At 48.6% G+C, this 26439-nt stretch carries 27 protein-coding genes and 1 tRNA gene; 12 read left to right on the forward strand and 16 right to left on the reverse strand.

Annotated features, from left to right (window positions below):
* Positions 1 to 21: 21 nt before the first annotated feature.
* The 4 genes from HH216_RS25160 to HH216_RS25175 form a co-directional block, all read right to left on the reverse strand.
* Positions 22 to 513 carry a hypothetical protein gene (locus tag HH216_RS25160; protein ID WP_169553655.1) on the reverse strand — a complete coding sequence of 164 codons (492 nt, stop codon included), beginning with the start codon at positions 511 to 513 and terminating at the stop codon, positions 22 to 24.
* 11 nt (positions 514 to 524) lie between these two features.
* Positions 525 to 890: a helix-turn-helix domain-containing protein gene (locus tag HH216_RS25165; RefSeq protein WP_169553656.1), complete on the reverse strand. Its 366-nt coding sequence runs from the start codon at positions 888 to 890 to the stop codon at positions 525 to 527.
* Between the two features lies 1 nt (position 891).
* Positions 892 to 1254 (reverse strand): hypothetical protein, encoded by a 363-nt coding sequence (locus HH216_RS25170; protein WP_169553657.1) that lies wholly within the window; start codon positions 1252 to 1254, stop codon positions 892 to 894.
* Between the two features lie 161 nt (positions 1255 to 1415).
* Complete coding sequence (locus HH216_RS25175) at positions 1416 to 2060, reverse strand: recombinase family protein (RefSeq protein ID WP_169553658.1); 645 nt, start codon at positions 2058 to 2060, stop codon at positions 1416 to 1418.
* A gap of 126 nt (positions 2061 to 2186) precedes the next feature.
* Between HH216_RS25175 and HH216_RS25180 the strand changes: the two genes are divergently transcribed.
* Positions 2187 to 5270, forward strand: a complete 3084-nt coding sequence (locus HH216_RS25180) for a Tn3 family transposase (RefSeq protein WP_169553659.1) — start codon at positions 2187 to 2189, stop codon at positions 5268 to 5270.
* A 48-nt stretch (positions 5271 to 5318) separates the two neighbouring features.
* On the opposite strand, the gene HH216_RS25185 is transcribed toward HH216_RS25180, so the two are convergent.
* Positions 5319 to 6440: a transposase gene (locus HH216_RS25185; protein ID WP_169553628.1), complete on the reverse strand. Its 1122-nt coding sequence runs from the start codon at positions 6438 to 6440 to the stop codon at positions 5319 to 5321.
* 120 nt (positions 6441 to 6560) lie between these two features.
* On the opposite strand from HH216_RS25185, the gene HH216_RS25190 reads away from it, so the two are divergent.
* Positions 6561 to 7106: a DinB/UmuC family translesion DNA polymerase gene (locus tag HH216_RS25190; protein WP_256366373.1), complete on the forward strand. Its 546-nt coding sequence runs from the start codon at positions 6561 to 6563 to the stop codon at positions 7104 to 7106.
* A 51-nt stretch (positions 7107 to 7157) separates the two neighbouring features.
* Here the strand turns inward: HH216_RS25190 and HH216_RS25195 are convergent, their stop codons facing one another.
* The 4 genes from HH216_RS25195 to HH216_RS25210 form a co-directional block, all read right to left on the reverse strand.
* Positions 7158 to 7475: a hypothetical protein gene (locus HH216_RS25195; RefSeq protein ID WP_169553660.1), complete on the reverse strand. Its 318-nt coding sequence runs from the start codon at positions 7473 to 7475 to the stop codon at positions 7158 to 7160.
* A gap of 129 nt (positions 7476 to 7604) precedes the next feature.
* The gene (locus HH216_RS25200; RefSeq protein WP_169553661.1) at positions 7605 to 9110 is read right to left on the reverse strand and encodes a hypothetical protein; all 1506 of its coding nucleotides are present in this window, start codon (positions 9108 to 9110) and stop codon (positions 7605 to 7607) included.
* A 988-nt stretch (positions 9111 to 10098) separates the two neighbouring features.
* Positions 10099 to 10260 (reverse strand): hypothetical protein, encoded by a 162-nt coding sequence (locus HH216_RS25205; protein WP_169553662.1) that lies wholly within the window; start codon positions 10258 to 10260, stop codon positions 10099 to 10101.
* Between the two features lie 19 nt (positions 10261 to 10279).
* On the reverse strand, positions 10280 to 10744 hold the full coding sequence (locus HH216_RS25210) for a DUF6934 family protein (protein WP_169553663.1): 465 nt from the start codon (positions 10742 to 10744) through the stop codon (positions 10280 to 10282).
* 213 nt (positions 10745 to 10957) lie between these two features.
* Between HH216_RS25210 and HH216_RS25215 the strand changes: the two genes are divergently transcribed.
* From HH216_RS25215 to HH216_RS25245, 7 genes are all read left to right on the forward strand, one after another.
* Complete coding sequence (locus tag HH216_RS25215) at positions 10958 to 11557, forward strand: ParA family protein (protein WP_169553664.1); 600 nt, start codon at positions 10958 to 10960, stop codon at positions 11555 to 11557.
* A 7-nt stretch (positions 11558 to 11564) separates the two neighbouring features.
* Complete coding sequence (locus tag HH216_RS25220) at positions 11565 to 11825, forward strand: hypothetical protein (RefSeq protein WP_169553665.1); 261 nt, start codon at positions 11565 to 11567, stop codon at positions 11823 to 11825.
* Positions 11826 to 11980: 155 nt separating this feature from the next.
* On the forward strand, positions 11981 to 12805 hold the full coding sequence (locus HH216_RS25225) for a DNA/RNA non-specific endonuclease (RefSeq protein ID WP_254448881.1): 825 nt from the start codon (positions 11981 to 11983) through the stop codon (positions 12803 to 12805).
* A 97-nt stretch (positions 12806 to 12902) separates the two neighbouring features.
* A complete protein-coding gene (locus HH216_RS25230) occupies positions 12903 to 13400 on the forward strand; it encodes a hypothetical protein (protein ID WP_169553667.1) in 498 nt (165 codons plus the stop codon).
* A 288-nt stretch (positions 13401 to 13688) separates the two neighbouring features.
* Positions 13689 to 14558, forward strand: a complete 870-nt coding sequence (locus tag HH216_RS25235) for an SDR family oxidoreductase (protein ID WP_169553668.1) — start codon at positions 13689 to 13691, stop codon at positions 14556 to 14558.
* 15 nt (positions 14559 to 14573) lie between these two features.
* Positions 14574 to 15494, forward strand: a complete 921-nt coding sequence (locus tag HH216_RS25240; protein ID WP_169553669.1) for a helix-turn-helix domain-containing protein — start codon at positions 14574 to 14576, stop codon at positions 15492 to 15494.
* 438 nt (positions 15495 to 15932) lie between these two features.
* A complete protein-coding gene (locus HH216_RS25245; protein WP_169553670.1) occupies positions 15933 to 16253 on the forward strand; it encodes a hypothetical protein in 321 nt (106 codons plus the stop codon).
* A gap of 30 nt (positions 16254 to 16283) precedes the next feature.
* Here the strand turns inward: HH216_RS25245 and HH216_RS26470 are convergent, their stop codons facing one another.
* Together HH216_RS26470 and HH216_RS25250 are read right to left on the reverse strand one after the other, a co-directional pair.
* Positions 16284 to 16418: a hypothetical protein gene (locus HH216_RS26470; RefSeq protein ID WP_256366366.1), complete on the reverse strand. Its 135-nt coding sequence runs from the start codon at positions 16416 to 16418 to the stop codon at positions 16284 to 16286.
* 109 nt (positions 16419 to 16527) lie between these two features.
* The gene (locus HH216_RS25250) at positions 16528 to 18741 is read right to left on the reverse strand and encodes a PAS domain-containing sensor histidine kinase (protein ID WP_169553671.1); all 2214 of its coding nucleotides are present in this window, start codon (positions 18739 to 18741) and stop codon (positions 16528 to 16530) included.
* 214 nt (positions 18742 to 18955) lie between these two features.
* On the opposite strand from HH216_RS25250, the gene HH216_RS25255 reads away from it, so the two are divergent.
* The gene (locus tag HH216_RS25255; protein WP_169553672.1) at positions 18956 to 19261 is read left to right on the forward strand and encodes a hypothetical protein; all 306 of its coding nucleotides are present in this window, start codon (positions 18956 to 18958) and stop codon (positions 19259 to 19261) included.
* A gap of 103 nt (positions 19262 to 19364) precedes the next feature.
* Positions 19365 to 19440, forward strand: a tRNA-Lys gene (locus HH216_RS25260).
* Between the two features lie 286 nt (positions 19441 to 19726).
* Here the strand turns inward: HH216_RS25260 and HH216_RS25265 are convergent.
* From HH216_RS25265 to HH216_RS25280, 5 genes are all read right to left on the reverse strand, one after another.
* Positions 19727 to 20299, reverse strand: a complete 573-nt coding sequence (locus tag HH216_RS25265; protein ID WP_169553673.1) for a DinB family protein — start codon at positions 20297 to 20299, stop codon at positions 19727 to 19729.
* Positions 20283 to 20714 carry a DUF4345 domain-containing protein gene (locus HH216_RS25270; protein ID WP_169553674.1) on the reverse strand — a complete coding sequence of 144 codons (432 nt, stop codon included), beginning with the start codon at positions 20712 to 20714 and terminating at the stop codon, positions 20283 to 20285. The genes HH216_RS25265 and HH216_RS25270 overlap by 17 nt, the downstream gene beginning before the upstream one ends.
* A gap of 76 nt (positions 20715 to 20790) precedes the next feature.
* Positions 20791 to 21375, reverse strand: a complete 585-nt coding sequence (locus HH216_RS25275) for a Crp/Fnr family transcriptional regulator (protein WP_169553711.1) — start codon at positions 21373 to 21375, stop codon at positions 20791 to 20793.
* Between the two features lie 679 nt (positions 21376 to 22054).
* Entirely contained in the window at positions 22055 to 22300 is a 246-nt protein-coding gene (locus HH216_RS26810) for a hypothetical protein (RefSeq protein WP_332871529.1), read from the reverse strand.
* Positions 22297 to 24270, reverse strand: coding sequence for a catalase (locus HH216_RS25280; protein ID WP_332871530.1), 1974 nt, complete (start codon positions 24268 to 24270; stop codon positions 22297 to 22299). The genes HH216_RS26810 and HH216_RS25280 overlap by 4 nt, the downstream gene beginning before the upstream one ends.
* 720 nt (positions 24271 to 24990) lie before the next feature.
* Between HH216_RS25280 and HH216_RS25285 the strand changes: the two genes are divergently transcribed.
* On the forward strand, positions 24991 to 26376 hold the full coding sequence (locus tag HH216_RS25285) for a DUF2254 family protein (protein WP_169553675.1): 1386 nt from the start codon (positions 24991 to 24993) through the stop codon (positions 26374 to 26376).
* Positions 26377 to 26439 lie beyond the last annotated feature (63 nt).

The raw sequence follows: 26439 nt of genomic DNA on the forward strand, positions 1-26439 counted from the left end.
GGCTTGCTGATAGCCAGCAATTCACGGATTCTCTTGACACTTGTTTTCTAAGGGTTTACTACATTCATTATAATAGGCATAGTCCTCGGCACTCAGGTTCAAGCGTAAAAACTCATCCATGCCTATATCGTGCCGCTCCAGTAGGTAACGCAGGAAAGGGATACTGGTTTTAGCTTTGTCCAGTCCTTCCCGTACCATTGTTCGACGCAGCCCTTCGTGTGGAAACCCTTCCAGATACTCCTCAAAATAGGCGGTCAACAACTCCCGAGCGGAACTGCTCTCCCTTGAAGTGGTGGTCTGTTGCTCTAACCAGTTGATCACCCCATCAAGTGAGTTCGTTGAGGGCGAATCGGTTGATGGGCTAAATACCAGTAGATCAGTAGCCCGTTGGTAGTATCGGTAGCTTGCATTCCCGATCCGAAAGAAGCGAGCCATAGACGCCCGCTGGTCTTGGGGTAAGCTGGCTAGGGCATCGGCTTGATCCTGATTATATTTTTCGATGGGGTGACGCATAAGGTTGCAAATTAGGTGTGGATGCTCGTTGACTGACAAGTTTGATAGGCTGCCGTTACTAAGGCCGACAAAACTTGGGCGGCCGAAAGTGTAAGGGAGGGATCTGAACGGATCAAGTCCACAATTTTAGCCTGCGAATAGGTGGCGGTTCCAGTCTCACTATCCGATTCGATGAAGAATGTATTCGGTGATACGTTCAGCCACTCGCAGATCCGGGTAAAGACGTGCATATCGGGAAAGTGGTTACTCTCTAATCGGTATAGTGTCGAAGCACTCACCGTACCCAGTTCATCGGCGATCTCTCGATAGCTTCGGCCCGCTCGCTGTTGCCTGATCATCACGCCCAACTTATTGGCGTCAAAAACTAACTTTGCCATCTCAACTGATTCGGAATAGCTTACCCCGCTCGAACATTGTCTGTAGCGGTACCTCGGTCATGATCTCTTCCATGCGCGCATCAACCGCAACCGCGTTGGTATACTGCCCGTCCTGCTTCTCCAGACAATCCCGAATTTTCTCCGCCAGTATCGGTGGGATCGTGAACGTTTTCATAGCGGCAATAACGTTGGTATGCGCATCCAACACAAAGAAGATAATCGTATTGCCTGACCCATTCAACCAGGCATTGGCATGCTCATCGGTGAGTGTGTGAATATTCAGGATAACCTCAAACGCCATCTTACCGGGCCAGTTTAATAGCACAAATGGGATGGCATCTTTCTGGTAGAGACCCACGTGCATGGCTGTTGACGCTAACCCCTTGTCAAGCTGAGGTTGGCTTGAATGAAGTACGATATTAAAAAAGCCATTGGGTATGATCATGGCCCGGGGGGCATCGAAGCCAACCCGCTTTAACTCGGGGTGAGGGAATACGTCACCAATGTGATAGACCAGCATAGAAACTAATAAATAGGGGTTGGTGGGGTTTGTAAAGCCTTTGCCTTTCGCTCAATGTATTTTTTCAGGGAAAGGTATTTGCCGTATTTCAGATGGACGTCGATGATAGCTCGAATGGGAACACCTAAATTTTTTAGATCCATGATGCGATTATAATCTTTGTCATAGATCGAGGCCTGAACAACTCCTTTGGGTTTACCTAAAATGACCCCTCGTTCCCTGCGTGCTCTCAACCCTTCTTTCGTCCGCTCCGAGACAAAATCACGTTCCAGTTCAGCCATTAGACTAAAAACGGTCAGTAATACTTTGGTCATCATATCCTGATGATTCTTGGGGTCAATATCAAGGCCCTGTTTGATCATGACGACCCGGCACTTTTTTTCCTCTATGAGTTTCTTGACTAAACTTAGCACTTGCTGGGTCGAGCGACCCAGCCGTGAAAGCTCCGAAACGATGATCGTGTCAACACTGGTCACCTTGTCGACTAGCTCGGTAATACGACGCTTCTTTTCCGATTGACGAGTGGACACATCAACCTCGATCCATTCATCGACAATCATCTTCCGCTCGACTACGTAGCGAGCAATCAGACTCTTTTGACCCTCGGCCGTCTGATCCGTTTTTGATACCCGGACATACCCAAAAATCATAAGAAAAATTGCTTTTACTCTTAAGGCAGTATTACGTACTAAAGGTAACGAATCGTGATGTACTTACACGTACCTTTATTGCATAAAGTTTATACGCTTTAAAACGGTCGTTATTACTATCACCCAATGCCTACTATTCGGCCCATTTTAGAAAAAGGCCAGCAACGTGAGTTTGAGACACCACCTACCTTCACCTATGCTCAACGTCGGTTCTTCTTTCAAATTACCGATGAAATCAAGCCGCTGCTGGCGGGTCTGGATACCCCGGCTAACCAGGCTGGTTTTCTGGTCCAGCTAGGCTACTTCCGGGCGACCAGCCGGTTCTTCTCCCCAGCTACTTTTGTGGGAAAAGACTGGGAGTTTGCCGCTCGACGGGTGTCTCGGAAAGGAACGCCACTACCTACTCAGCACTATGCTGACTCAACTGCCCGGCGTCATCGGAGCCTGATCCTGTCGGTGCTGGAGGTGATGCCCTTTACCCAGGCGGTCCGGGAGCAATGTCAACGGGAAGCGAATGAACTCGTTAGGCAGGGGCTGCGGCCACCTCAGGTGTTCGGGAGCTTATGTGACTTCCTAAGGAGCCACCGCATGGAGATACCGATTTACTCCGCGTTTGTCGATATAATCAACCAGGCCATTCGGGCCTTCGATGCTCATTTGCGCCAGGTACTCCATACTCAACTGGATGAAGCGCAGCGGGCGGCTCTTTACTCCCTGTTAGTGCAAACGGCCGACGACAAAACACCCCCGCATACGACGGCACCCATGCAATTGACGCAACTCCGTACTACGCAGGAGCTGATGAACCTAAAAGCCATTCGTGAAAATGTCAGGCACTTTTGTCGGTTAAAGACGCTCTATCACCAGTGTCGACCAATTCTGGGGGCATTAGCCTTACACGAAGCCGTGGTCGAAGACTACGCCTTAGAAGTCATGCGGAGCCGAAGCTGGCAGGTCAAACGATGGGTGGGACAGGAACTGCACCTGTTGTGTTTTATCCAGTATCAGTACTTTTACCTCAACGATACCTTGGCTAAAACCCTGGTCATGGCCACCGAAAACAGCGTCAATCAATGCGAAAAACGCTATAAGCTGGACCGGCAGGAACGGTATGATCATAACCTGGGCCAGTTAACCGATATTCTTCAGGAGTATATCAGTCAGGCCGGGCGACTGGACCGGATGCAGGAAGTGAGTTATGACTTCTCCAAACCCTTAGACGAGAAGTTCAAGACGTTACTGACTACGCTGCGCAGCCCCGAGACGGCCTCTTTTCTGGCTAAGTTGCCTCTGGTGCGCGACTTGTACGCCCAAACGAGTCGGCATCTCAAGGATGGGGATTACTACGATGAGATCGCTCAGGGATCGCAGAAGTTGCAGAACCGGGTGGCCGACTTGATTCGACACTTGGAGTTCAGCACGGAACCCGCTGGCGAAGAACTGGCCAAGGCGATTCGATTCTTCCAGCAGAAAGACGGTGTGCTAACGGGTAGCGTTCCGACTGACTTTTTAAAGCCCTCTGAACGGGTAAACATCCGGGATGCTGATGGTAAACTGCGCGTCAGCCTGTACAAGGCCCTACTGGCCCGGCACATTACGCGGGGCATCAAAGCGGGTAGTGTCTATCTGCCTATGTCACATCAATATAAGTCGGTGGACGATTATCTGATCGACGACCAGATCTGGCAAACGACCAAACAAACCCTGTTGGAACGAGCGGGTATGCGCCATCTGGAATGCTGGGAAACGGTTGCCGATGAGCTACGAGGTCGGTTACGGGCTCAATTTGGGGACACCATGGCCCGCATCGATTCGGGCGAAAACCTATGGGTTGAAAAGCGTAAAGACAATACACTGCGCTTCAAAACACCCGTATTGGATGAGTCAGACGATAAAGCTTCGGTGGATTTGTTTCCTCAGGATCGGGTCATTCCGCTCTACGAAGTACTGGAAACGGTTAACCGGGTCTGTCAGTTCTCTGATACATTCAAAGCAGCCCGTCTGGATCATGGGCGGGAACGGCCCGCTGCCAATCTATTTCTGGCCGGCATCATCGGCCTGGGTTGCAATCTGACGACACAACGAGTGGCTAAAACGGCCAAAAACTTATCGGCCGCCACCTTAGGAACAACCGTACGGAACTATTTCAGTTCGGCCAACTTGCTCCGGGCAAATGACCAGGTCAGTGCGTTGATTGAACAGATGAATGTGGGGGCTTTCTTTGATCACAATCCACATGGTAAACATACCTCCAGCGATGGGCAGAAATTCGCTGTGGGTTTCGATTCGATCCACAGCACCTATTCAGCGAAATATTTCGGTAAAGAAAAAGGCATCACCATTTACAGTTTCATTAACGCGATTCATGATCTGTTTTATTCGACGGCCTTTTCGGCTTCTGACCGCGAAGCCTGGTATGTCGTTGACGGGCTGATGCACAACGATGTAGTACGCTCCCAGATTCACTCAACTGATTCTCATGGTGCTACCGATCCCGTGTTTAGTGTATCGTATCTACTAGGGATTGACTTTCAGCCACGTCTGGCTGGTTTGCATCGGCAGAAGCTGCACGGCATGGCTGGCGTATCTATGGGCCATTCGACGGATTATCAATTGGCCATTGGTGAGGAGATGGATGAAGCCCTTGTGGCCCGGCAATGGGATCGTATTCTGCGCTTACTGGTCAGTTTTAAACTAAAGTATACACTGGCCTCGCTGGTGATGAAGCGACTCAACTCATATGCGCTACAGAACCCGCTGTATCAGGCACTGAAAGAGTTGGGGAAGGTAGTGAGGACTGAATTTCTGCTACGTTATATGAATGACGAACAAATGCGCCATCGTTCGCATCAGCAACAGGAGAAGATTGAAAGTGCTCATGCCCTAAGCCGGGCTGTAAGTTATGGCAATAACGGTGTGCTTCAATATGCCAATCAGGAAGAGTTGCTGACCATGCAGGGCTGTAAGCGGTTGATTGAAAACTCAGTCATTTGCTGGAATTACCTGTATCTGAGCCGTTTATTAGTCAACGCGACCAAAGCGGAGCGAACGGCTATTTTGGATATGCTCCCCCGCACATCACCGGTTGCCTGGCAACATATCAATTTTCAAGGCGAATTTAATTTTGATGAAGACTCAGGGCGCGATCCATTGGAAGCATCCTTACTAGCTATTTTATCCTATGAGCCAGAAGCAGTTAAAGCCTCATAATTAGCTAGAAAACAGCTAATTAAAGCCTTTACGTGGCGGATTTACAGACTACTGGACAAAACAGAATCGACGTGGTTTTGCCAACTTAAAAATACATAGCAGGTAGCCCATAAACTGATCAAAAACTAGCAGCGTCGCATTGAGCACCTCCAATCCCTTTTTGAACAGTGACTGCGCCGGACTGCTAGTGCCATTTTGGTAGGTTTTTGTCCCGATTTGATCGCTGACCGCTTCGCCCGCTTTTACACTCAGTACGTAGGCAAAGACGACCACGGCTAGGAGCAGTTCAATCTTAGTCGATTGTTTGAAGTTCATTGATTCCAAATGGAACCCGTTCGTTTTGAGGGCTTTAAAACACTGCTCGATGCGCCACCGCTTGCGATAATGAGCCGGTACAACCTGAGCATTCTCCAGACTAGTCAGCCAATAAAAGACCGGTTCTGCCCGCTTGCGCGGATCCTTCGGCGGGCGCGGATCTTCGTTGCGACACATCACTAGTTTGAGCCGACAGTCAGCCCAGTTTAGCCAAGTCCACACGGGCCGTTTCCGGCGCATGGCCTTTCTCTCCAGTGTCGGATAGCTTGTAAGTGTATCATGTTTGTAGCACTCGCGTTGTATCCGAATCACAAAATCGATCCCTTCTTGATGAAGAAAAGTAAACCAGAGTTTACCCGTGTACTCCCGGTCAGCTAACAGAATCTTCCCCTTCAGATTGTACAGTTGAGCGGCTTCTTCCATAAATGACTGCCGCTCATGTGAATTACTGTGACCCTTTTTGTCGAGATCACGCCACAAAATGGGTATGGCAACTCCTTGATAAATAAAACTTAACACGAGTAGATGCACATCTTTCTGACCTAATCGCCAAGTAGTTGCATCTAAAATAAGGTACCTAACCCGGCCACTAAGCAGCGTAAACGTGCACCGCAAAATGGCTTTGGTCAACTGCTGTGGCTGGCTCGTATTGAAAAAACGGATGAGTCGTTTATAGTGGCTGGCGGGTTGTCGGTTTGCCTTACCTAAGAGTGTAGCCAAGCGGTCTTTGACGGTGTTCATGTTGCTACTTCGGCTGGTGACCAGAGCCTGAGCAATAAGGAACAAGTTTTTGACGATTCCCCGGCTGAAGGGCGCTAAATGGGGCGTAAGTTGCTGAAAAGTAACAGGAAGCATCGGAGGTTGGGGCTATGTGTCAGTTAGACCCAATTTAACTAGACTAGGCTCACGTTCTTAAAATGTCCAGTAGTCTGGCGGATTTACCCTAAATGTGTTAGCTACCCCAATAAGAAGGCGATCTGCACGGCACCGTCATTCGGCCGGGGTGTATCAGATATGGACACGATCAGCCAGGCACTGATCACCCACCTGAGCCGGGCAGCTGAGAAGTTACGCCGGCAGGGCTCGTCAGCCAGTGCGGTAACGGTGTTTCTGCATACCAACCGGCACAAGATCACTGCCCATAACGGGCAAGCCGCCAAACAGTACCACGGGAGTCGTACGGCCGAACTACCCCACGCCTGCAACAGCACGGCTGAATTAGTCAGCTACGCCCACGCCTTGCTGAAGGCAGTTTTTAAGTTCGGCTACGAATACCAGAAAGTGGGGGTTATGCTGTCGGGGCTCGTGCCGGATAGCCATGTGCAACAACACCTATTTGCCGAGCTGCCCGACGAGCGACTGAGCAAATTATCCGGCCTGATGGACGCACTAAATAAACGCTACGGGCGCGACCGCATACGACTAGCTGGGGCAGGATATGACTCAAGTTGGCATCATAAACGACAGTGGATGTCAAAACGTCGGACTACGGACTGGAAGGAGATATTGACCGTTCGGTGATCGCGTTGGGCGAACAGGCAGGCTTGAGTATTCCTACGTAACCGGGGTAAGCTAGAAATAAAAAACTAGCACCAACGGCCCGTCGGCAACGTTACGGCCTGTATTGAACTTGATCAATTTCGATAGATTGTAGTATTGCTTGTACCCGTAGCTATCCGCGATTGTCAAAAATTGCCCTTCAATCGCAAAAACAGCACCGTATTGCTGCTGTACGGTGCCTACGATTACGTTTGCCAGTCTAACGTTTTTTTCATTAACAACAGCCTGAACTGACTGAGCCATTTTCTCGCCTTCGGTTACCACATCTTTCTGACAAGCTCCAGTTGTGATTAATAAAAGGCACAACGACAATACTTTAAGTGCTTTCATAAGAGTTCGTTGAGATAGAATCTTGAGCAAGTATGCCAATAAAGACATGTAGGCTTACCCAATACTTACACGTGACGCACAAAAAGCCCCAACCGGTTCGGAAGGGGCTTTTTGGGACTATCATCTTTCTTACCAAGGACTCTGGCCCTCTGGAATATTCACATCTGAAAACGTCCTGTTGCCTTCTAAAAACGTCCGTGCAACTGTGTAGTGGCGGGAACCGTTTCGGGGAACCACTTCAAATGAAACGCGAATGCCAACAACGCCAAGCTCTGGGGTTTCAAGCTCATTGTCATTTCCTTGTATGCCCACAGAAGGACCCGTCAAATAGTTACTTCCTTGTATGTTTTCGACTGTACCACGAAAGTTATGCTGTCCTCCATCATAACCAGTCAAAACGGCGTCGTATCTGATATTTTGAATATCCACTTCCACATCCTTCACATTGTTATTCCAGATAAGGCGGAATGAATTTGGATCGACGGTGTATAGAAACGAACGTTTTTCATCGACTGACTGACCGTTTATCGTTCTGGGCTGATGAAACGTTGTTTGCTGAATAGTAGGCCCGTTTGAAATGTAGAACAACCCATACGGTTTATCGTATTGAGACACGCCGGTCGACAAAGGATATTCTTCCGCAATCAAATCAGCGGTGCTGGAGATAGTTCCGTTCAAGTCTATTTTGGAGTCCAGTGTCAGGCGCGTTTCTTTAGTTTCTCCAGTACCGAATATGCCATTGAAGATACCTTTTACAATGCCGCTTACTCCGGCCGTTATTGCATCGGTTACTCCACTCAATGCCGCCGAGCCTAATTTATTAATAAGCGAGGCTTCATCATCAGCGGCTCCACTGACTGTTACATTGCCTCCCTTATTGGATATGTTAACAGAATTGCCACTGGTGAATGAGAACGTATTGCCACCACCATCAGCAGCAACCTTTCCGCTTAACGTCCCGGACTCTTTACCATTCAATGCTACTTTAGCATCATTCAGCCCCTGTAGTATCCAGCTTAAGTTAACCGTTTTGCCTCCATTATTTTCATCGTACGGGATCTCAAACTCTACACCGTACCATTGAAGCGGGGGCACGCCGCCACTAGCGGCCAAGGCAACAGAGCGACTATTGCTACCGATGCCTACTATGCTTTTTGCTGCATAGTTTAGGAAGGGGGTGTCTGACGACCCACTTGATAGTTTGAAGGTGTGTAAAAGCGAACTCGCATCTTGGCCCTGATTTGAATTACCGTACCGATAAAAGTAGAACCGTATTAACCCTCGATAGCGATTATACAGCACAAAATAGAGATAAGGTGGTATGGAAGAAGTGTTAAACGTATTGTACACCAATGACCATCCATCTGATTTGTGGTAATCATACTTCATATTGTCTTCTAGGTAGGCGACTGACCCTCCTCCGTCCCACGGGCTAGGAATTGTTGTGTTCGATGGAAAAGGCATCCTTTGGTGGTCACTTTCGCCAGTATCCCAGTTTAGGGGATAAGAGGCAATTATCGTTTGTGCCTTAGCCCCGGAGTGAGCAGCTGTTACGGGTGGCTCAAGGCCCACTTTAGAGCAGCTAATCGACAGGATAGCTAGTGTACTAATGACAGCATAAACAAGAGTTTTCATACAGTTTAGAATTAGCGTGAAGTGCTTTATTTGCTGAAAATCACATTAATAACTTACCTGATGTATACCCTTATTGCCCGCTCAGAAAGGTGAATTAGAAAGTTATAAATTGAGTATACGAGTCATTGTTTAGACATGTAATGCAGTAATATTACCTAATTTATTTGTCCAGATGTTATCAATTTCTATATATACGTTACATAAAGGCATTAGTTCAGTTGGTTGTTATGACTAAGTATTTGACGTCATTAGCCATAAAAATTCTTTAAAATTTACAATCAATTGATCCGTCCACGCTACTTACATAAACGTAGGCCTGTATAAGTCGAATTACCCTTTATTATTGAACGCTTGAATAATTGTGGCGATAGAAGCCATGATTGTCGTCACCTTGTTCAGGGTTTCGGTCTGGTTGGGTTGTAACTGCCTCTTCAGCGCATCTAACTCATACAACAACTTTTGTGTATTGGCCTCGTTCAACGCATCCATTAAGGCAAAACCGCCACGTAGTAGCAAGTCGTGGGCCTTGACGGCTAAAGAGAAGTAAGTTCGCTGGAGACTACAGTTCAGTCGACTTAGTAAGCCTGAATCTTGAAAGTCGTCTAGTATGGCGAAGGTTATATTTATATCGTCACCCGCAATTGCCCTAAAACCGTCGTATTCATAAACTGTGCATAGCTGATTTAGTGGAGCGTTCTCACATACGTATTTTAATATGCCGTCTTATGCTGCGAGGTGATGATGGCTAGTGGCATGGGGGGCTATACAGTAATAAGTAAATGTGTTATTTGATTACTCGTCGATCGTTTGCATCAGACTTAGACTTGACTTAATAACCGTAGCTGATATACAAACAGTTATCATTTATATATAGTATCATTTATATAAATGACAATTATCTAATTAGTGATGTTGCTGATGATAGAAGGAAGAAAGAGGTATTTCGATATAGTATCAGACCACCTTAATAAGATTGTGACTCTGTTCTCTAGCTATGAACAGGCTTGCGCGCAATGGCATCTATATCCCCAGGGTTGACCCGTGCTAACAGCTCGTTAGCTTTATCCAGTTTTGATTGCGCACTAGGGCTCTTGCTGGCCGCAGCTTGAGCGCTGTTTATCGCACGATTCTTTTTAGCTATCTCTTTCATATGCGTAGTTAGGACTAGCCTATCTTAATCGTAGTATGAATGCCTCGGTACCATTACCCGGTGGGTGGTACGGATACAAGTTACCCATTTTATCGATACCGAAGAAGTCGATCCGGTCGCTGACCTCATGACCATATAGGTTTACGACGCCACGGTAGAGCCGGGTTCTGGCATCGGTGCTCCCTGTTAGGAAAACAAGTTTATCCGGATGATGTTCCCAGAACATAAACAGGCTCTTTATAACCGTTGCAATCACTTGGTTACGGTTACCGTTATCGAGCACTGTCCTATCGTCGAGCCGTCGCTTTTGCCGATTGTCTTCTTCGTAGTCGACCCAAATACCGAAGCCTAAATTCCAGATCAGCGGGTTCTGCGTAACTTGGTACTGTATGCCCATCTGGAACGAGCCCCGTAGTCCTTCATTGACAAAAGCGAAAGCTGTTCCCCTCTCTGATTCCTTTAACTCGTAACTCTCAATATTCATTCCTAGTGTTCAGGGCCCTCATACCTTGACTATGTATCGGGCATAAGCTCGCGTGTAACCGACGCAATATTACAATATAATGGCCTTAGTAAGATAGCTATACACTTCCTTGTTTATGCATTTGTTCATGCCAACTTATTGATATCAAAACTCTTATCATTTATATAAATGGTAAACTATGTAATTAAGTAAATGATGATATAACTTGCCAGCATGAAAGTGATAACCATTGCTCACCAGAAAGGCGGTGTAGGAAAAACCACGCTTGCCGTCAACCTAGCTTACTGCTTCGGAGAAGAGTCTAGGGTGGCCATAGTCGACGCCGATTTACAGGGATCTGTGACTGATTTGAAAGACTTCCTAACCGGAGTCGACGTGCACGACCTCGACAGCCTGCTGAGTGGTAAGCTAGCGGACTACGATCTAATCGTGATTTATACCCCGCCGTATCTGTCAAGCCGGTTAACTGAACTGTTTACACTGTCTGACTACGTATTGGTCCCGACCAAAGCGGGTATACTGGATGCGATGGCGATCCGGGCAACGATAGCGTTATTGCAACAGTCCATGAATGCAAAGCCAGCACTGAAAGCCGGGATCATTCTCAACATGGTACTTCCCCGAACCTCGCTTAATGAGGAGGTAAAAGAGATATTGACGGGATATGATATACCGCTACTCTCCAGTCGGATCAGTCAACGCGTGAGCTATACCCGCTCGCCTATGACAGGAAGCATATTCGGTAGCGAAGACCAACGGGCTAAAGACGAAGTGATCGAGCTGGCCACTGAAATCATGGAACAACTAATCTAAGACGACTATGAGCAAAGACTATCAGGATAATCGCAAGAAGTTAGGGGCGATGCTAAAAAGCGAAACGCCAAAAACCCCCATTCAGGAAGTACGGCCGGTACCCAGCCCCGAACCAGTTGCTGATGCAAGGCAAAGGCCCAGTCACCTTAACTTCTGGGTTGAAGACCAGCTTATGCAGCGCCTAAAAGTGTACGCAGCAAAGAGCCGTAAAACCATCAAGCAGATTGGTAACGAAGCGTTAGAAGCATACCTCAAAGAGCATGAGTAACGGTATAAATGATGACTTATAGTATTATATAGTTCATCATTTATAGTTTTATATAATTGATAACTCTTTCAGGTACAAATCAATATCAGTTTATATAAACTATGAGTAGATTGAGGAACGATATCCGGTTGCTGCTTAGACTGTGTGTACTAAGTATGTTGCTGTTGCTCAGTCAATGTAAGCAACCAGAGGTTTCCCGGCCGCAGTCGGACATACCTACGCGTGATGATAACCTGGCGCTAGGCAATCCCGATGGAGCCATAACATCGAGTAGTAGCCCTTCTGCTTATCTAATCAATCGAAGCACTTATGCCTTATCCTACAACCAGACAACAGGTATCGCTAACTGGTGCAGCTGGCATCTAAGTAGTGCCTGGAAAGGATCGGCTGCTCGCTACGCCGGAAACTTTATCCCTGACATAAATTTGCCCGCAAGTTGGTATCAGGCCAAGCACAGCGACTACACCAACACAGGTTTCGATCGGGGACACCTTTGCCCCTCGGACGATCGAGACAGCACGGCCGCAGAGAACCAAACGACGTTCATCCTGACTAACATCGTTCCGCAGGCGCCAACGCATAACCGGCAAAGCTGGCGGCTGCTGGAAGAGTACGCGCGGCAACTGGTAACAAAGGGGAACGAGCTATACATCATTGCTGGAACTGCCGGTAGGGGAGGAGAGGGGGACAACGGGGTTGCTAGTAGCATTGCCGCCGGTAAAATAACCGTGCCTGCTGCTCTCTGGAAAGTGATCGTTGTCCTGCCTGTAGGATCTGATGATTTGAAGCGGATCGACGCTCAGACGCGCGTTATTGCCGTCTGGATGCCTAACACAAACACGGTGGGAGCCCAGCCATGGGGAAACTATCGGTTAAGCGTCGACGAAATAGAAAGGCAAACGGGCTACGACCTGCTATCAAACGTCCCTGCTAATGTTCAACGGGTGATTGAGGCTAAAGTCGATAGGGTAGTACTTTAGTGGGACTCACCTCAACATATTCGCGACTACACTCTATACATAAGTCTGGCCCCACTTTTGCGCGAAGCAACATGCATATTCACGCAAAAGTAGGTGTATGGGCTATTATCGACCCCGACCGATTGAGGCCAAACAGTGTAAGCATTGCAGCATTCCATTCGAGTCCCGGCATAAGCGGACCATATACTGTGGCGAATCCTGCCGGCAGCAAGCTTATCAAGCTCGGCAAAAGGTTAAGGAGAAAGACCATAAGAAGGCCTTAGGTGATTTAGCCTTCTCACTACAAAACATTGGCGTAACAGCAACGGATGCAGCTGTGGCAGCTGCCGGTAATTATCTGCTCAATGATCAGCCGGCACAGCGGGCTATTCTTGACGAGCTTAAGAAAACCCGACAGCAGGTAGAGCAGTTGCTTCAAACTAATAGCTTACTACGCGATTACGTCGATCTGCAGCTGCAAAGAGATCCTATGCTGGCTATAGAACTAAGCCAGAAGCAGGTAGTACGCATAGAACAATCCCAGCACAAGGAAAAGCTGAAGCAGGACATGTTGAACAAGCTGCTTGCCAAACGGGGTAACAAACGAAACGGGTAGCACTATAGAATTGCAACTAAGCAGCTTGGTCTCGCGAACTCGACCGGTCACCGGAAAAGAGACTATGATTCGAGAGACGGCAATTTGAGAATCGATTAGGCACTGAACAATCATCGCTGACGCGGCTGATTCGACGACTCGTAGAAACGGGCGTTTCCTGATACGGATGATTCAGTAGCTAAGTGCTTGTCAGTGCAAAAGTCAGATTTTGCTTGCACATAGCACGATTTGGTTCATTCCGAGAAAGGTCATTCCGAGAACTTTGTCACAACGCAAAAACGGACAACTATGATCTTAATTACAGGAGCAACCGGAAAATTGGGCAGCCAAGTCATCCAAACCTTGCTCACCAAGAATGTACCAGCTAATCACATTGTCGCTCTAGTACGCGACGAAACAAAAGCGGGCTACCTAAAAGAAAACGGTATTCACATCCGCATCGGTGATTATGACGACCGACCGGCCCTCGAGCAGGCCATGATAGGCATTGACAAAGTCTTGCTGGTATCCGGCTTAGACGCTAGCAAAGTCGTCCGACAGCATCAGAATGTAGTGGATGCCGCTAAACAAGCGGGTGTAAAATGCCTGGCTTACACCAGTAACAGCCTGCGGGACCGACATACGCTGCTCAATCAAGTTATGATCACTCATGTCCAGACCGAAGATTATATTATTGCGAGCGGTCTAAACTATCTCATCTTCCGCAATGTTCTCTACATGGATTCGATGGCACTGTTCATGATCGGAGGCAAAAATGTACTGGAAACAGGTATACATTTACCAACGGGTGAAGGGCAGGTAGCCTATGCCTTAAGAAGCGACGAGGCCGAAGCAATTGGTAATGTGCTAGCCGGGGAGAATTGCAGTAATCGAATCTATACTTTTACTGGCAGCCAGGCGTATTCATTTGCTGATGTGGCGGATGCGCTAAGCGAGCTATCCGACAAACCTGTCACCTATACACCGGTTGACATGGACACTTACCAGGCCAGGGCGCGCGAGCGGGGGGTGCCTACCCATGCAGTGGCGATGATGGCTCCTTTCATGACGGACATTAAAAACGGACAAGCAAGCATAATCAGTTCAGACCTAGAGGAGGCCCTGGGGCGCAAACCCGTTGATCTAAAAGCGGGCCTGAAGCAGTTGTTGGACCTATAAACTTGCTGATATTCAATGGCTCAGGAGGCCCCCGTTCATATTCAATCCATTTCGCAGTATCACCGCTTGTTGGGGTTAGCCAAGCCTGAACACTCCTTGGTCAGTGTAAGTCGATTTGAGGATGTTCAACACAATTCAGACCTGATTTCCCAAGCGGTTATTCATAATTTTTACAGTATTGCCCTCAAGAAGACCTTTCATGCCCGGCTTAAATACGGTCAGCAGGAAGTCGATTTTGATGAAGGGGTCCTGTTGTTGATGGCCCCCTTGCAGGTGTTCGCCATTGAGGGTCCACAAGAGCCAATCGAACCGCATCAAGGGTGGCTGCTGCTGGTTCATCCAGACCTGTTGTGGCATACGCATTTGGCTACTAAAATCCGGCACTATGAGTTTTTTGGGTATAAGGCTAATGAGGCCCTTCACCTGTCAGAGCGCGAAGAGCAGATCCTCGTTGGTCTTATGCAGAGCATCCAGCAAGAGTACCGCCATGGGGTTGATGATTTCAGTCAGGATGTCATTGTCGCCCAGTTAGAGTTACTGCTCACCTACGCCCAACGTTTTTATCACCGCCAGTTCATGACGCGTAAAGCGAGTAGTCATCAACTACTTAATCGGCTGGAGGACCTGCTGGATGCGTATTTTGTAGATGATAAACTACCGTCGCAGGGCGTACCTACGGTCGCTTATCTTTCAGACGCCTTGCACCTTTCTCCCAACTATCTAAGTCGATTGCTAAAAACGCTGACGGGCCAAACGACCAAACAATTCATTTTGAGTAGAGTCATCGAGTTGGCCAAGGAGAAACTATCTACGACTAATTTGACGATTGCCGAAATCGCCTATGCGCTCGGCTTTGAGCATCCCCAGTCCTTCAATAAGTTCTTTAAAACTAAGACTAACTTAACGCCAATGGCATTCAGGCAATCTTTTAATTGATCATATTGGATGTCAAATTCATATTTGTGAAGATTGCCAGAGAACAGTCTCAATAATCGCTGCTTTTCCGTTCTTTGCGGCGCTTCTGAGCTGAAAAGCAGAGTCAACCTGCTAGAAAGTCCTGTGCCGCAGAAGCCTTCTCATAAAGGTTTAAATCGAAACTAGTCGATCAGCATAGATCGACTAGTTTTTCGTATCATAGTCCTGATGAAGGCATTCCCCGTAACCCCTCTAAGCTCCCATCGCTTATCAGGTAAGCGGTTACCCAAACTCCTATGGTCAAGCACACACTCAATGAACTCATGAACCTGCTGCTGGGCAACAGTCGTTACGTCCACTACAGTAGAAAAGATCACCTCATCTTGTTACTGCTAGTGGGATTGCTATTGTTATCGCCCCTTTTACTGCTCTGTCTCAATTAACGAGCCCTGTTCAGCCATGGTAACCGACCTGTTAATTGATGTTTACGGCTGGGCCAAGGGCCGGATTGGCAGGCCCGTTTTGCTACGTTACCAAGTTAGTAAAGTCAATGGGCAAGTGCCCAACAAAGTTTCTCTGCTGTTGCGGGAGTTGAATGCCGTGAGAGTTAATGCGGAGATTGAGGTGGAGTATAACCCGGCTAAACGCTTGCCCTACCAGGCCGTATTCAGCCTATTGCCCTTCCCCGCGGAGTCGGTGCGGCCTGTTTCGCTCAGACCCAGTTTTGCCACCCAGCAGGAAGTTATCCACTGGATCAGTACAGGGGAAAACTGGGTCTGAGCGAAAGAGGTTGTGTCCCATTTAACGGGCCTATATGATGGCAGTTGTCAGCACAATATTGTCGGGTACTTTGGGCGTAGCTTGTGGTTTACAGGGGCCTGTATGCTTCGTTTCCAGAAAGAAGTCGTCGAGAAAGCAGTAGATTGCAATCACTTTTTCAGCCATAGCCAGAGCGGGTTATCAATGTTTTCGCACCTCAAAGGTAAGCCTGCTCTACGCTATGTCTTTTTTGTGCTTGTATCAAGTAGCTTTCATACAACTTAGATTAGTTAATTTAAGCTGGCAAATACACGTTGAAGGTAGCCCCCTGTCCCGGTTCACTACGGGCCGTAATAGCCCCTCCATGATTAGTTACCACCTTCTCACAGATAGCCAGGCCAACTCCCGTCCCTGCATACTGGTTTTTCCCGTGCAGCCGTTGAAAGACTTGAAAAATGCGGTCTAGGTACTTCTCATCGAAACCAACACCGTTATCTATTACCTCAATTAGGTGATAAGTTGGCGCTGGACGAGCAGGCTTAATCATTGGGGGTAGTACGTCAGCTGTTATTAGCTGGTTAGTGACATGAATGTGAGGAGTCAGATCAGGCCGGTGGAACTTGATGGCATTACCGATCAAGTTCTGAAAGAGTTGACCTAACTGAATTGCATCGCCTAATACTATGGGCAGCTGGTCAATCTGCACCTGGGCTCCTGATGAGTTGATAGCTACTTCCAGTACATCCAGTACCGTGGCTACTACCTCGTCGAGGGCGACCAGCTCGTTCGTGCTGCGTTGAGTCGAAATACGCGAATAACTCAGCAGGTCCTTGATCAGCGTCGACATACGACTAGCGGCTAACTGCATTCGTTCCAGATAGGATAAATCCTCGCTACTGATTGACCCCGTCAACCGCGTTTTCAAGATATCGCCAAAGGACTGAATTTTGCGCAGCGGCTCCTGCAAATCGTGGCTGGCTATGTAAGCAAACTGTTGTAGGTTATCGTTAGACCGGTTTAACTGCGAGTTCGATTCGGCTAATTCTTGATTGACAACAGCGTATTCCTGGTTACTGATGGCCAGGTTTTGATTCGTAATTGCCAACTCGCTAATGCGCTGCTGTACTTGGATCTCAAGCTGCTGGGCTAACTCTCGGTATCGGCTTTCGCTTTGCCGAAGGGCTTGCTCAGACTGGGTCCGGTCGATAGCAGCCACTAATCGCTCAGCGACCAGATCCAGTAAGTTCAGCTCATTCGCTGACCACTCATGAGCTTGCTGGAAATGAATGAACAGCACAGCCATTAAACGGCCATTTTTGCTGAGTGGCTTGTTGAGTGTAGCGCCCAGTTCAAGCACCCGATGGGCTTCTTTCTCGACAGGGGTCAGTGTAGGGTCCTGAGCGATATCAGCGCGAACCACTGTGCGACCCGCCCGGAACTCAGCTAATAGGGGACCGTAGTCCGCGTACTGGTAAGTCCCTTCGAGATCGGACACGCCGTTGACATAATTGCGCAGCACCACAATCGTATCGCCATCCCCTTGATCCTCGGCATAGCCCACTCGATTAGCACCTAAGTATTCGCCGACCAGACAAGCTGTTTGGTAATAGACCGCTAGCGGATCGCGTAAGGAGCGTAGCGAATCGGACAATAACAACAGAAAGCGTTGCTGGGCTTGTTGTCGCTCAAGGGCTTGCTGAATTAATACTTGCTCAGTTACCTCAAAGGACGTATTGAGAATACCGTATACCTGACCGGTAGCGTCCTTTAAGGGGACATACGATGCATTGAAGTACTGCTGAACCGACGCTTCGTGTTTAATGATAAGGGCGGGGGTGTTGAAACTATGAAACGATTGCCCGGTGCTGTAGACTTGAGTCAGTAAGTTGAAGAAAGGCTGCCCATCCAGCTCAGGCATAACCTCCCGCAGGGGTTTACCCTCAATGGCACTGCCTTTGTGAATCGTATCGATAAAAGTTTGATTGGGCGCTTGAATAACAAAATCCAGCCCTATCAGCAGACAAATGGAGAGGGTTGGCGGGACATGATCGATTACAGTGCGTAGAGTCTGCTCTCGTTCTTCCAGTTTTCGGTAGGCCAATCGCTGAACCGTAACGTCCTGCGCAATACCTGCAAAACGAACCAATTCACCGTTAGGAGCAACGCGCGCTTTTCCCCAGAAGCGCACCCATCGTACGATAGCATCGTCGCCCACGGTCCGGTAAGTTTCATCAAAGCTGTCAACCAGCCGGGCAACCATAACCTGCTGTAACGCAGCCATCACCCGGGGGAAGTCATCGGGATGAATGTACTGAATCGCCTGGTCAAAGGGTAAAGGGGCATCGTTATCTAATCCAACCAATGCCTGACAATATTTATCCCACAGCACTTGGTTGGTTTTAGGGTCTATTTCCCAAACGCCTAATTCAGCGGACTGAATAGCAAAGTCGACATCGAGTCGCTGATTGAGTGTATTACTTGGGCCGGTAGTTTGGTCTTCGCCGGTCATGAGTGGTTAGATAATGATGTTCGGATTAGTCTAGTTACCTATACAAGTTACCAGAACTTGCAAGTACAAATACTTGAGTTGTTAACTAAAAAAACTGAGCAGAGTTAACAAAAGGGTCCGAACTGGGAGGGGGACAAAAGAGTAAAGCCGGAGATACTACCAGTTGGATAGATGTCACTTAAACCATAGTATACTCTATTAAGTTAGCTGATACATGATACCTAAGCCATCCGAAGCCGCCAATGCGTTAACGCTTGAATTTGTCGCTGATCTGAGCTATAACCCCCGCACCAACCAATACCGTATTGATTTGGTTGAGCCCTTCCGTTCAGAGTTGCCACGCACCCGTAATTTCCTGCTGCTGGATGTAGCGGGCTTTACCGTCGAGAAGGTGATGAATGCCTTCAATGACAACGTGATTAATTTTTACCAGCAAAAGTGTGATGAAGCCAGAGAGGTCTTCAAGCGGGTAAAGCGTAGTCAGGATAGCAGCTCAAAAGACATCATGAATGAGCTATAGCGATGAGCACTGCTTGATTACAGCTATAACTAATTAGTTTGTGATAGGACAAACAGGCACCTATCATAGCGGTAAATGATTAAACTATTAGCCAGGATTGATTGACTCCGTAGTTCAGTTGGTAGAGTAATTGACTCTTAATCAATGGGTCGGCAGTTCGAACCTGTCCGGGATCACCAGAGCATCAAAGAGGGCATCTACAACACGTTGTAGATGCCCTCTTTCAGTATCGTATGCGACGGATTACACTGGACAGATATTAAAAAAATTACTGTCTTACACAAACGCTCTTTTATCGTATAGAACCGATGTGTTGATTAACTACATATCGGTTCGGATTACTGCATGGCTTTGCCCAGAAAGCCAGTTGTGTATCAATAAAATAACCATAACTCAAGGAAGCATGCTACCACTCAAGGAGTGGTTTGGTAAGTGAGCCGTTTGCCGCGTACGTAGTGAGTCATTTTAAGATTTTTGCGCTATCGTATCTATGTTTCGCCTGGCCTGAATTAGGTGCCGTTCGGTATGCACGATAAGAAATTGCAGCACGTTCCCCACTGGTAAACGGATCCAGGCAGCAACGGACATCGGAATACGGATGGTGGTCAGGTCATGATCCTGAGCGGCCTGAAGTAGCCGCAGCAATTCTTCCTGCTGGTCGATAAACTCCGCCACCACTGTATGCGCGGGTAGGTTGACCAAGGGTTGATGTCGCCGCGCAGCTTTGAACTTTATGAGTCCGCCCCCTGGATCCATCAATCGGGTTAGATACCCCCCCAACCAGGAACTCGTGAACGTAGTTGTGGTGTGTTGACCCGGCGATCGTGGAATCAGTTCCTGTTTTAGCCGGGGCAGATAGTACTGGCCATAGCTGTTCAAATGCGCCAAGCATTGAACAACACTCCATCCACCGCTCATGGCAGGCTTTCGTAACAAAGCTTCATCTTTATTTTGAAAAATTTGAACAGCTTCTTGAATGTGTTTTTCTACCTGCTGCTCCAAGCCTTCCAGCCAGATCTGCTTAACAACGGTTTTCATAGGCCAAAAGCGAAGAGTTTACTGTGCGATTAGCCCAGAGCAACACCAGAGCCGTCAGACAAAGAATCGATTCGATCAGTAACCACTGCCGGCCAAACGAGCCTAACGCCCCCTGGGAAACAATGGTCATGATGCGCGATAATGCATAAAGCCCCCACAGCAAGCTCAGAAAGGCAAGCCCTTTGGGCACCTCCCGCAACATAAGGTACAGCAAGCTAATAAACAGAGTTAGTCCCACTCCCCCATACGCCCCCCGAATGGAGCTGAACGCGTCGGGGTTAGGCAGCTGAACCTGCACCAAATCCATTACCGATTGCGGATTGGAAAAGGCCATTAGGCTGACGGACAAAATGGCTAAAGCCGAAAGAAGGATATAGCCTTGCCCTACACGTTTGGTGATAAGTTTGATGTTCATGTTCTTGGTGATTGTTAGGGTACCAGGCAAAGTTGAGCTTTCTACTTTCACCCAGTATTGGTATTTACCAAGATTATCACCCTCTCACGCTGTTGATTAGCTTACTGAAGTTTGTTGGATCCACCCCAATATAATTCGCCAGATACTTATGCGGAACGACCTGCAATATGTGGGGACTGCGTTGGAGCAAGCTTCTAAATTTATCGGCTGACGAGTAACACTGCAGTTCCACCAGCCGTTCGAGCACTCCCGACAGGGCCTGCGTGATCCCCAGCCGGATCATTGTTTCTATGGCTGGACACTGGTGCATAACAAGCTGTAAATCGGCCAACGAAGCACGAAGAAAACCGGACGGTGTCAGGGTTTGGTAATAGTAGCGAGCAGGCAGTTGCAACATCAGCGCATCGACCACCCCGCCGAATGAAGGGGCGTATGTAAAAACAAGAGTAGCTTCCCGCCCCTGTTGATCTAGAAAATAGACGCGCTGCACCCCCTCCTCGACAAAATACAGATAATTTTCCTGTTCACCAGCCACCGTCAGCAGCGTCTTTCGCTTGGCCATGAACGGATGCCAGATGCCAACAAACTCGCTCCACTCTGCTTCGGTAATGGGGTGAATAGCCTGAACAAGTTGTTTTAATTGCTGTAGGGAGTTGGACATAATCGTCTGGTAACGCTCCAGCAAAGTTAGCATTAAGATAAGGATACGATTTTTTGGGTAGCCAGATGAATTGAGTTCAGCGGAAGTACATATGTCGGGTAAGCAACCCATATAGCAAGCTATTTTTTGCGAACGGACAACTTACGATACCAAGTTTCGAAAATTCAGCTACGGCTGCAGTGGACTTGCTCTTTTTTGCTGAGCAAAAGTGTAAGCTCCATTGGTCTAGTGAAAGGTGGCAAATCCAATCTCAAAAAACGCTCGAATATCTATTCATATACCCTAACAAAAAAGCAGACTGGTAAGACCGGTCTGCTTTTCGCTTCTATCCACACCATTAGGGCTTATGACGGCCCCTTTGATTCAACAAAGGTATGTGTGGCGGCACACATATCTACCTAATCCTGCTAACAAGGCACACAAAAGAGCCGCTTTAACTGAAGCAGCCGCTACCTTTCGCTTTTGACTAAAGAAACAGTCAAAAAATCAGCTTATTGTAAGATAAGTCTGTTATGCACTATTTTATCCTAAAAAGCCGAAAGCGGTATCCATAGACGAAAACGCGCTATCTTTCCGAGATGGTTACAATACTACCCCCCAGTAGATACCCTTGTATAAGTAAGGGTATCTACTGGGGGGTAGTATTGTAACGTACAACTCGCTACTTAATGCCAATAAGCTAAGCTGCAACCATGTCCAAGGCTGGCCGGCTCCAGTGACGTGACCCCACAAGAGCCACGAATTGATCAATGACTTCTTGTTGTCGACTGGCAGTCTGCTCTGATAAGACGCCCAGCTCATTCAGGGCGGCTCCTGCCGGCAAGGCTTTAGTCAACAAGGCTACCCCTTCACCCAGCACACCAATGGCTTTGCCATGTTTGTAGGTCTGGCTTATAAAGACATAAGCGTCCCCTTTAGCCGTCAACGTACCTGCCCCTGCTCCCCCGGCACGAATACTGCATCATATAAAGCCGGGCTGGTGTTGGCGAATGTTTTCGTGATTTCTAATGATTCGTTAAGCATCCCTAAGCTGGATCCAACTAGTTCACCAATAGCCCCCGCCTTTGTCAGCGCTTCTTTGAGGGCAATGACCTGGTCAATAGCTATATCATTGGAAACCAGGATAGCTACTTTCCGACCTTTTGGACCGCCCGGTTGGCCTTCCATGCTGAGCGCTTTGGACTGCTGCACTCCCCCCGACGCAGTAGTTTCCGACAGGGCGTCGGCTAGTTGCTGAGCGCCCGCCACCGAGTCGGCCGAACCCCGTGCCAGACCATTTTCCTCCGGCTCGCCCAAGGCCGCTGCTACCTGATCGGCCAGCAGACCGTTGATCTGCTGCAGATGCTTAAGCATGCGCTGGCGAACAGAGCGGGTCTCTACTTTACTCAGTTCAAACTGCAGCGCTTTAACGATATGCTCTTTCTCAGGCCCACTCATGCTGTTCCAAAACAGCTTAGCCTGTCCGTAGTGATCATCGAAGGTGCGGCTGCGGGCTCGTACCTTGGGACCACTCACCGCTTCAGAATAAGTTGTATAGCCGCCCTGACCAGGAGTCGCCTCGTCAGGTGAATGGCCGTCCAGTGAGGCGGGGGCATAGGACACCCGCCCTTTGTCGATGGTATAACGCATCTGGGCATCGCGCTGGTTGTTAGACACCCTGGCGACGGGCCGATTGATGGGCAACTCGGTAAAGTTAGGGCTGCCCAAGCGGCTCAACTGCGTATCTAGGTAGGAGAAGTTACGGCCCTGCAAGAGGGGGTCGTTACTAAAGCTGATTCCTGGTACGACATTGGTGGTGTTAAAAGCAACCTGCTCGGTCTCGGCGAAGTAGTTATCGGGGTTGCGGTTCAGCGTCATCTTACCTATCCGTCGAACCGGCAGCAACTCTTCGGGCCACAGTTTGGTGGCATCCAGGATGTCAAAATCAAACTTTTGTTCGTCTTCCTCGGCCAGGGTCTGAATCCCCAACTCCCATTCCAGAAAAGTACCGTTCTTGATCGAGTCCGACAGGTCACGCCGGTGAAAGTCGGGATCTTTCCCCGCGATCTGCTGCGCTTCATCCCAGACCAGCGAGTGAACACCCAACAGGGGTTTCCAGTGGAACTTGACAAAGGTCGATTTACCTTGGGCGTTGATCAGCCGGAAGGTGTGCACTCCGAAGCCTTCCATTGTGCCAAAGCTACGGGGAAGCGAGCGGTCGCTCATAATCCACATAATCATGTGCATGGATTCAGGTGTGAGCGAAATGAAGTCCCAAAATGTATCGTGCGCGGTAGCGGCTTGGGGAATTTCCCGATCGGGCTCGGGTTTGGCCGCGTGGATCAAATCGGGAAACTTAATGGCATCCTGGATGAAGAACACCGGAATGTTATTACCCACAATATCCCAGTTACCCTCGGGGGTGTAGAGCTTAACAGCAAACCCACGAACGTCGCGGGCGGTGTCAGCCGACCCGCGTGAACCAGCCACGGTCGAGAAACGCACAAACACGGGCGTCGTCAACGAAGTATCGGTCAATACCTTTGCCGAGGTAAGGTCTTCTAGTGATTCGTAGAGTTGGAAGTGCCCATGAGCCGCTGCGCCCCGGGCATGGACAATGCGTTCGGGAATGCGTTCATGGTCGAAGTGCTGGATTTTCTCTCGCAGCAGAAAGTCTTCCAGCAAGGTAGGTCCGCGCTCCCCGGCGCGGAGCGAGTTCTGGTCATCGGCAATGGGTTGGCCAACGTTAGAGGTCAGGGGGGATCGATTATCGTTGAGCAGAGGTTTATTGACGGGTACTACGTAATCGGCATCAGTTGACCCTTCTGGGTCCGATGATTGCTTGGCTACAAGACTGCTGTGCTTGTCGGCTTGGCTGGGGCGAGGATACTTGGCGTCTTTGGGCTGTGGTTGCATAACCGTTGAGTTTGGGATCTACTACTTCATTCAATAAGGTTGTTACCCGTTATATTGTTCGGCCACTGAGTTGGTATAGTGTTCTTGGGTCCAGACTAGATTGACGCTTACTTTCCATTATGAGCCTTGTTGATCTTGACTAGCTGTTGCTCTAAGAAGGGGGAAGTCATTGAGTAGCAATGGCAAAGATCATTTTGGGTCAGCATGTGAATATGGTGAGCCCAGGCGGCGTTCTACTTCTTTTCTTTTGCACTTATTACTAGGATTTTTGTAAGAATCTATAATCCCTACTCTGAGCCGCCATCTTGTACACAAGCAAACACTGCTGGGTACGTGGCGCTCCTGGGAGAGGGCCTGAAGTTACTGTAAGATTAATGGGCACACTGATGGTATCGGTGCGTACCTACGCCAAGAAAGTCGTTGATGCACCGTGGCCAATACGGAGAAATCGGTTAGTACTGGAAACTATCCAGGGATGGCTAATAAACTAGAAATTAAGCGACACGATATCCTTTTCCCTTATTGATCTGTTAATAGACCGTTGCGCGTCCATAAATTGACCCACCGGTGCAACCTACTGATGGCCGTTCCCGCATATACCATCAATCAGGCAAATTGCTCCTGTCAGTGAACCGGTGCATCTTCACACGAACAGCCACGGATTCAATCGAGCGATCAGCTAAACCAGCCACCACCAGCAACTTTATTTACCAATAGTCCGTGAACAAAAAACACAGCGAGGACAACCGAGCCACCATTATCCAACGCGCTTTTTCAGAGTTCCTGTTACTGCCCTCAGTAATTATTGTCTGTTTTGTGTTTCTATCGTACTTCACCTACAGTATTGATCAAGCAAAAATCAGCTGGCTTCAACCGATCAGACGGCTGCTGAAAGAACATATCTTTTCTAGTGCTGAGGCAACTAGCAGTCTGCTGGGTGCCATTGTCTCGGGCACTATATCGGTAACAACGCTGACGACAACCCTGCTACTGGTGATCGTTCAGCAGTCGGCCAGTTCCATGACGACCCGGGTATTCGATCAATTTCTCAGACGCAAAACGAATCAATTTTACCTGGGTTTCTTTGTGGGCCTGGCGCTGTATTCGATGATCACGCTAGCCACCGTCAATCCCCGTTTCAATCCAGTGCTTGGGGGTACCGTCGCCTTCAGCCTGACCGGACTGGCGCTTTATCTGCTGGTGCTGTTGATGTATACAACGATTGATCAAATGCGGCCCTCCGAGATCATCAATGCGATCCATAACCGCATTCTCAGCGCACGGTGTAGCCAGTTGGAAATGGTAGCCTACACGACAACGCGTGAACCAGCCAATAACCAGCAGCGAACCACTGTGGTATCGATGAAGGGAGGCTACCTGACCTATATCAACGCGAAGGAGCTGGCCAAATTCATCGCCCAACAATGCAGTGGCAGTCAGGTCTACTTCAACAAGCCAATTGGTACCTACATAGCTTACAACGAGCCCATCGCCGAACTAGCGGTCGCTGCTGAATCGCACACGACACGGTTGACCGCCGCAATACGCGAACACACCAGCATCAGCGTCAAGCGGGATCTGGATCAGGATGCCGCCTACGGGATCGTGCAACTGGAAACGATTGCCTGGACCTCGACCTCAACGGCCAAATCCAATCCCTTACCCGGCACCTTATGTGTGCACACGTTACACAATTTACTGAGTTGCTGGAGCGAAGAAAAACCAGTGACCAAAGACGCCCGATTCCACTCGATCTATTATTACGATAACACCGTTGATGAGCTAATGAGAAGCTTTGAGAATCTAGCGGTTGTATCGTCTGAATCGATGCAACATCAGATTTTCGAAGCGATACTCGACACGTTTAGCAAAATGCTCCCCCGAGTTCCTGCCCAGTGGCAACAACAAATGGAGCGCGTGCTCTTGACTATGCTGTCTGTTATGGGTGATCACGTACTAACAACGGCCATGAACAACTCGCTCAATACGCTAATCGACCAATTACGTCAACTGGGTAAAGTAGAGACGGCGGAAGCGGTAACAACAGCAACGGAAGAGTTAAGACAATCGGTCGGCAAACTCAATTCGAGATCAACCCGGGTGTAAACGCAATTGGACAAACGCGTTGGGTTTGCTTACCTTTCAGCGCGGCCTATCTTCATTTCATTT

The sequence above is a fragment of the Spirosoma rhododendri genome, assembly GCF_012849055.1.
GTDB classification, from domain to species: Bacteria; Bacteroidota; Bacteroidia; order Cytophagales; family Spirosomataceae; genus Spirosoma; species Spirosoma rhododendri.

Bases quoted from the DNA above. Each gene is read 5' to 3' on its own strand.
- HH216_RS25185 (WP_169553628.1), bottom strand. From the start codon at position 6,440: ATGCTTCCTGTTACTTTTCAGCAACTTACGCCCCATTTAGCGCCCTTC.
- HH216_RS25250 (WP_169553671.1), bottom strand. From the start codon at position 18,741: ATGACCGGCGAAGACCAAACTACCGGCCCAAGTAATACACTCAATCAG.
- HH216_RS25240 (WP_169553669.1), top strand. From the start codon at position 14,574: ATGGCTCAGGAGGCCCCCGTTCATATTCAATCCATTTCGCAGTATCAC.
- HH216_RS25245 (WP_169553670.1), top strand. From the start codon at position 15,933: ATGGTAACCGACCTGTTAATTGATGTTTACGGCTGGGCCAAGGGCCGG.
- HH216_RS25200 (WP_169553661.1), bottom strand. From the start codon at position 9,110: ATGAAAACTCTTGTTTATGCTGTCATTAGTACACTAGCTATCCTGTCG.
- HH216_RS25265 (WP_169553673.1), bottom strand. From the start codon at position 20,299: ATGAAAACCGTTGTTAAGCAGATCTGGCTGGAAGGCTTGGAGCAGCAG.
- HH216_RS25160 (WP_169553655.1), bottom strand. From the start codon at position 513: ATGCGTCACCCCATCGAAAAATATAATCAGGATCAAGCCGATGCCCTA.
- HH216_RS25165 (WP_169553656.1), bottom strand. From the start codon at position 890: ATGGCAAAGTTAGTTTTTGACGCCAATAAGTTGGGCGTGATGATCAGG.
- HH216_RS25220 (WP_169553665.1), top strand. From the start codon at position 11,565: ATGAGCAAAGACTATCAGGATAATCGCAAGAAGTTAGGGGCGATGCTA.
- HH216_RS25275 (WP_169553711.1), bottom strand. From the start codon at position 21,375: ATGTCCAACTCCCTACAGCAATTAAAACAACTTGTTCAGGCTATTCAC.
- HH216_RS25205 (WP_169553662.1), bottom strand. From the start codon at position 10,260: ATGAAAGAGATAGCTAAAAAGAATCGTGCGATAAACAGCGCTCAAGCT.
- HH216_RS25225 (WP_254448881.1), top strand. From the start codon at position 11,981: ATGTTGCTGTTGCTCAGTCAATGTAAGCAACCAGAGGTTTCCCGGCCG.
- HH216_RS25210 (WP_169553663.1), bottom strand. From the start codon at position 10,744: ATGAATATTGAGAGTTACGAGTTAAAGGAATCAGAGAGGGGAACAGCT.
- HH216_RS25215 (WP_169553664.1), top strand. From the start codon at position 10,958: ATGAAAGTGATAACCATTGCTCACCAGAAAGGCGGTGTAGGAAAAACC.
- HH216_RS25255 (WP_169553672.1), top strand. From the start codon at position 18,956: ATGATACCTAAGCCATCCGAAGCCGCCAATGCGTTAACGCTTGAATTT.
- HH216_RS25180 (WP_169553659.1), top strand. From the start codon at position 2,187: ATGCCTACTATTCGGCCCATTTTAGAAAAAGGCCAGCAACGTGAGTTT.
- HH216_RS25230 (WP_169553667.1), top strand. From the start codon at position 12,903: ATGGGCTATTATCGACCCCGACCGATTGAGGCCAAACAGTGTAAGCAT.
- HH216_RS25270 (WP_169553674.1), bottom strand. From the start codon at position 20,714: ATGAACATCAAACTTATCACCAAACGTGTAGGGCAAGGCTATATCCTT.
- HH216_RS25280 (WP_332871530.1), bottom strand. From the start codon at position 24,270: ATGCAACCACAGCCCAAAGACGCCAAGTATCCTCGCCCCAGCCAAGCC.
- HH216_RS25170 (WP_169553657.1), bottom strand. From the start codon at position 1,254: ATGCACGTGGGTCTCTACCAGAAAGATGCCATCCCATTTGTGCTATTA.
- HH216_RS25195 (WP_169553660.1), bottom strand. From the start codon at position 7,475: ATGAAAGCACTTAAAGTATTGTCGTTGTGCCTTTTATTAATCACAACT.
- HH216_RS25175 (WP_169553658.1), bottom strand. From the start codon at position 2,060: ATGATTTTTGGGTATGTCCGGGTATCAAAAACGGATCAGACGGCCGAG.
- HH216_RS25235 (WP_169553668.1), top strand. From the start codon at position 13,689: ATGATCTTAATTACAGGAGCAACCGGAAAATTGGGCAGCCAAGTCATC.
- HH216_RS26470 (WP_256366366.1), bottom strand. From the start codon at position 16,418: ATGGCTGAAAAAGTGATTGCAATCTACTGCTTTCTCGACGACTTCTTT.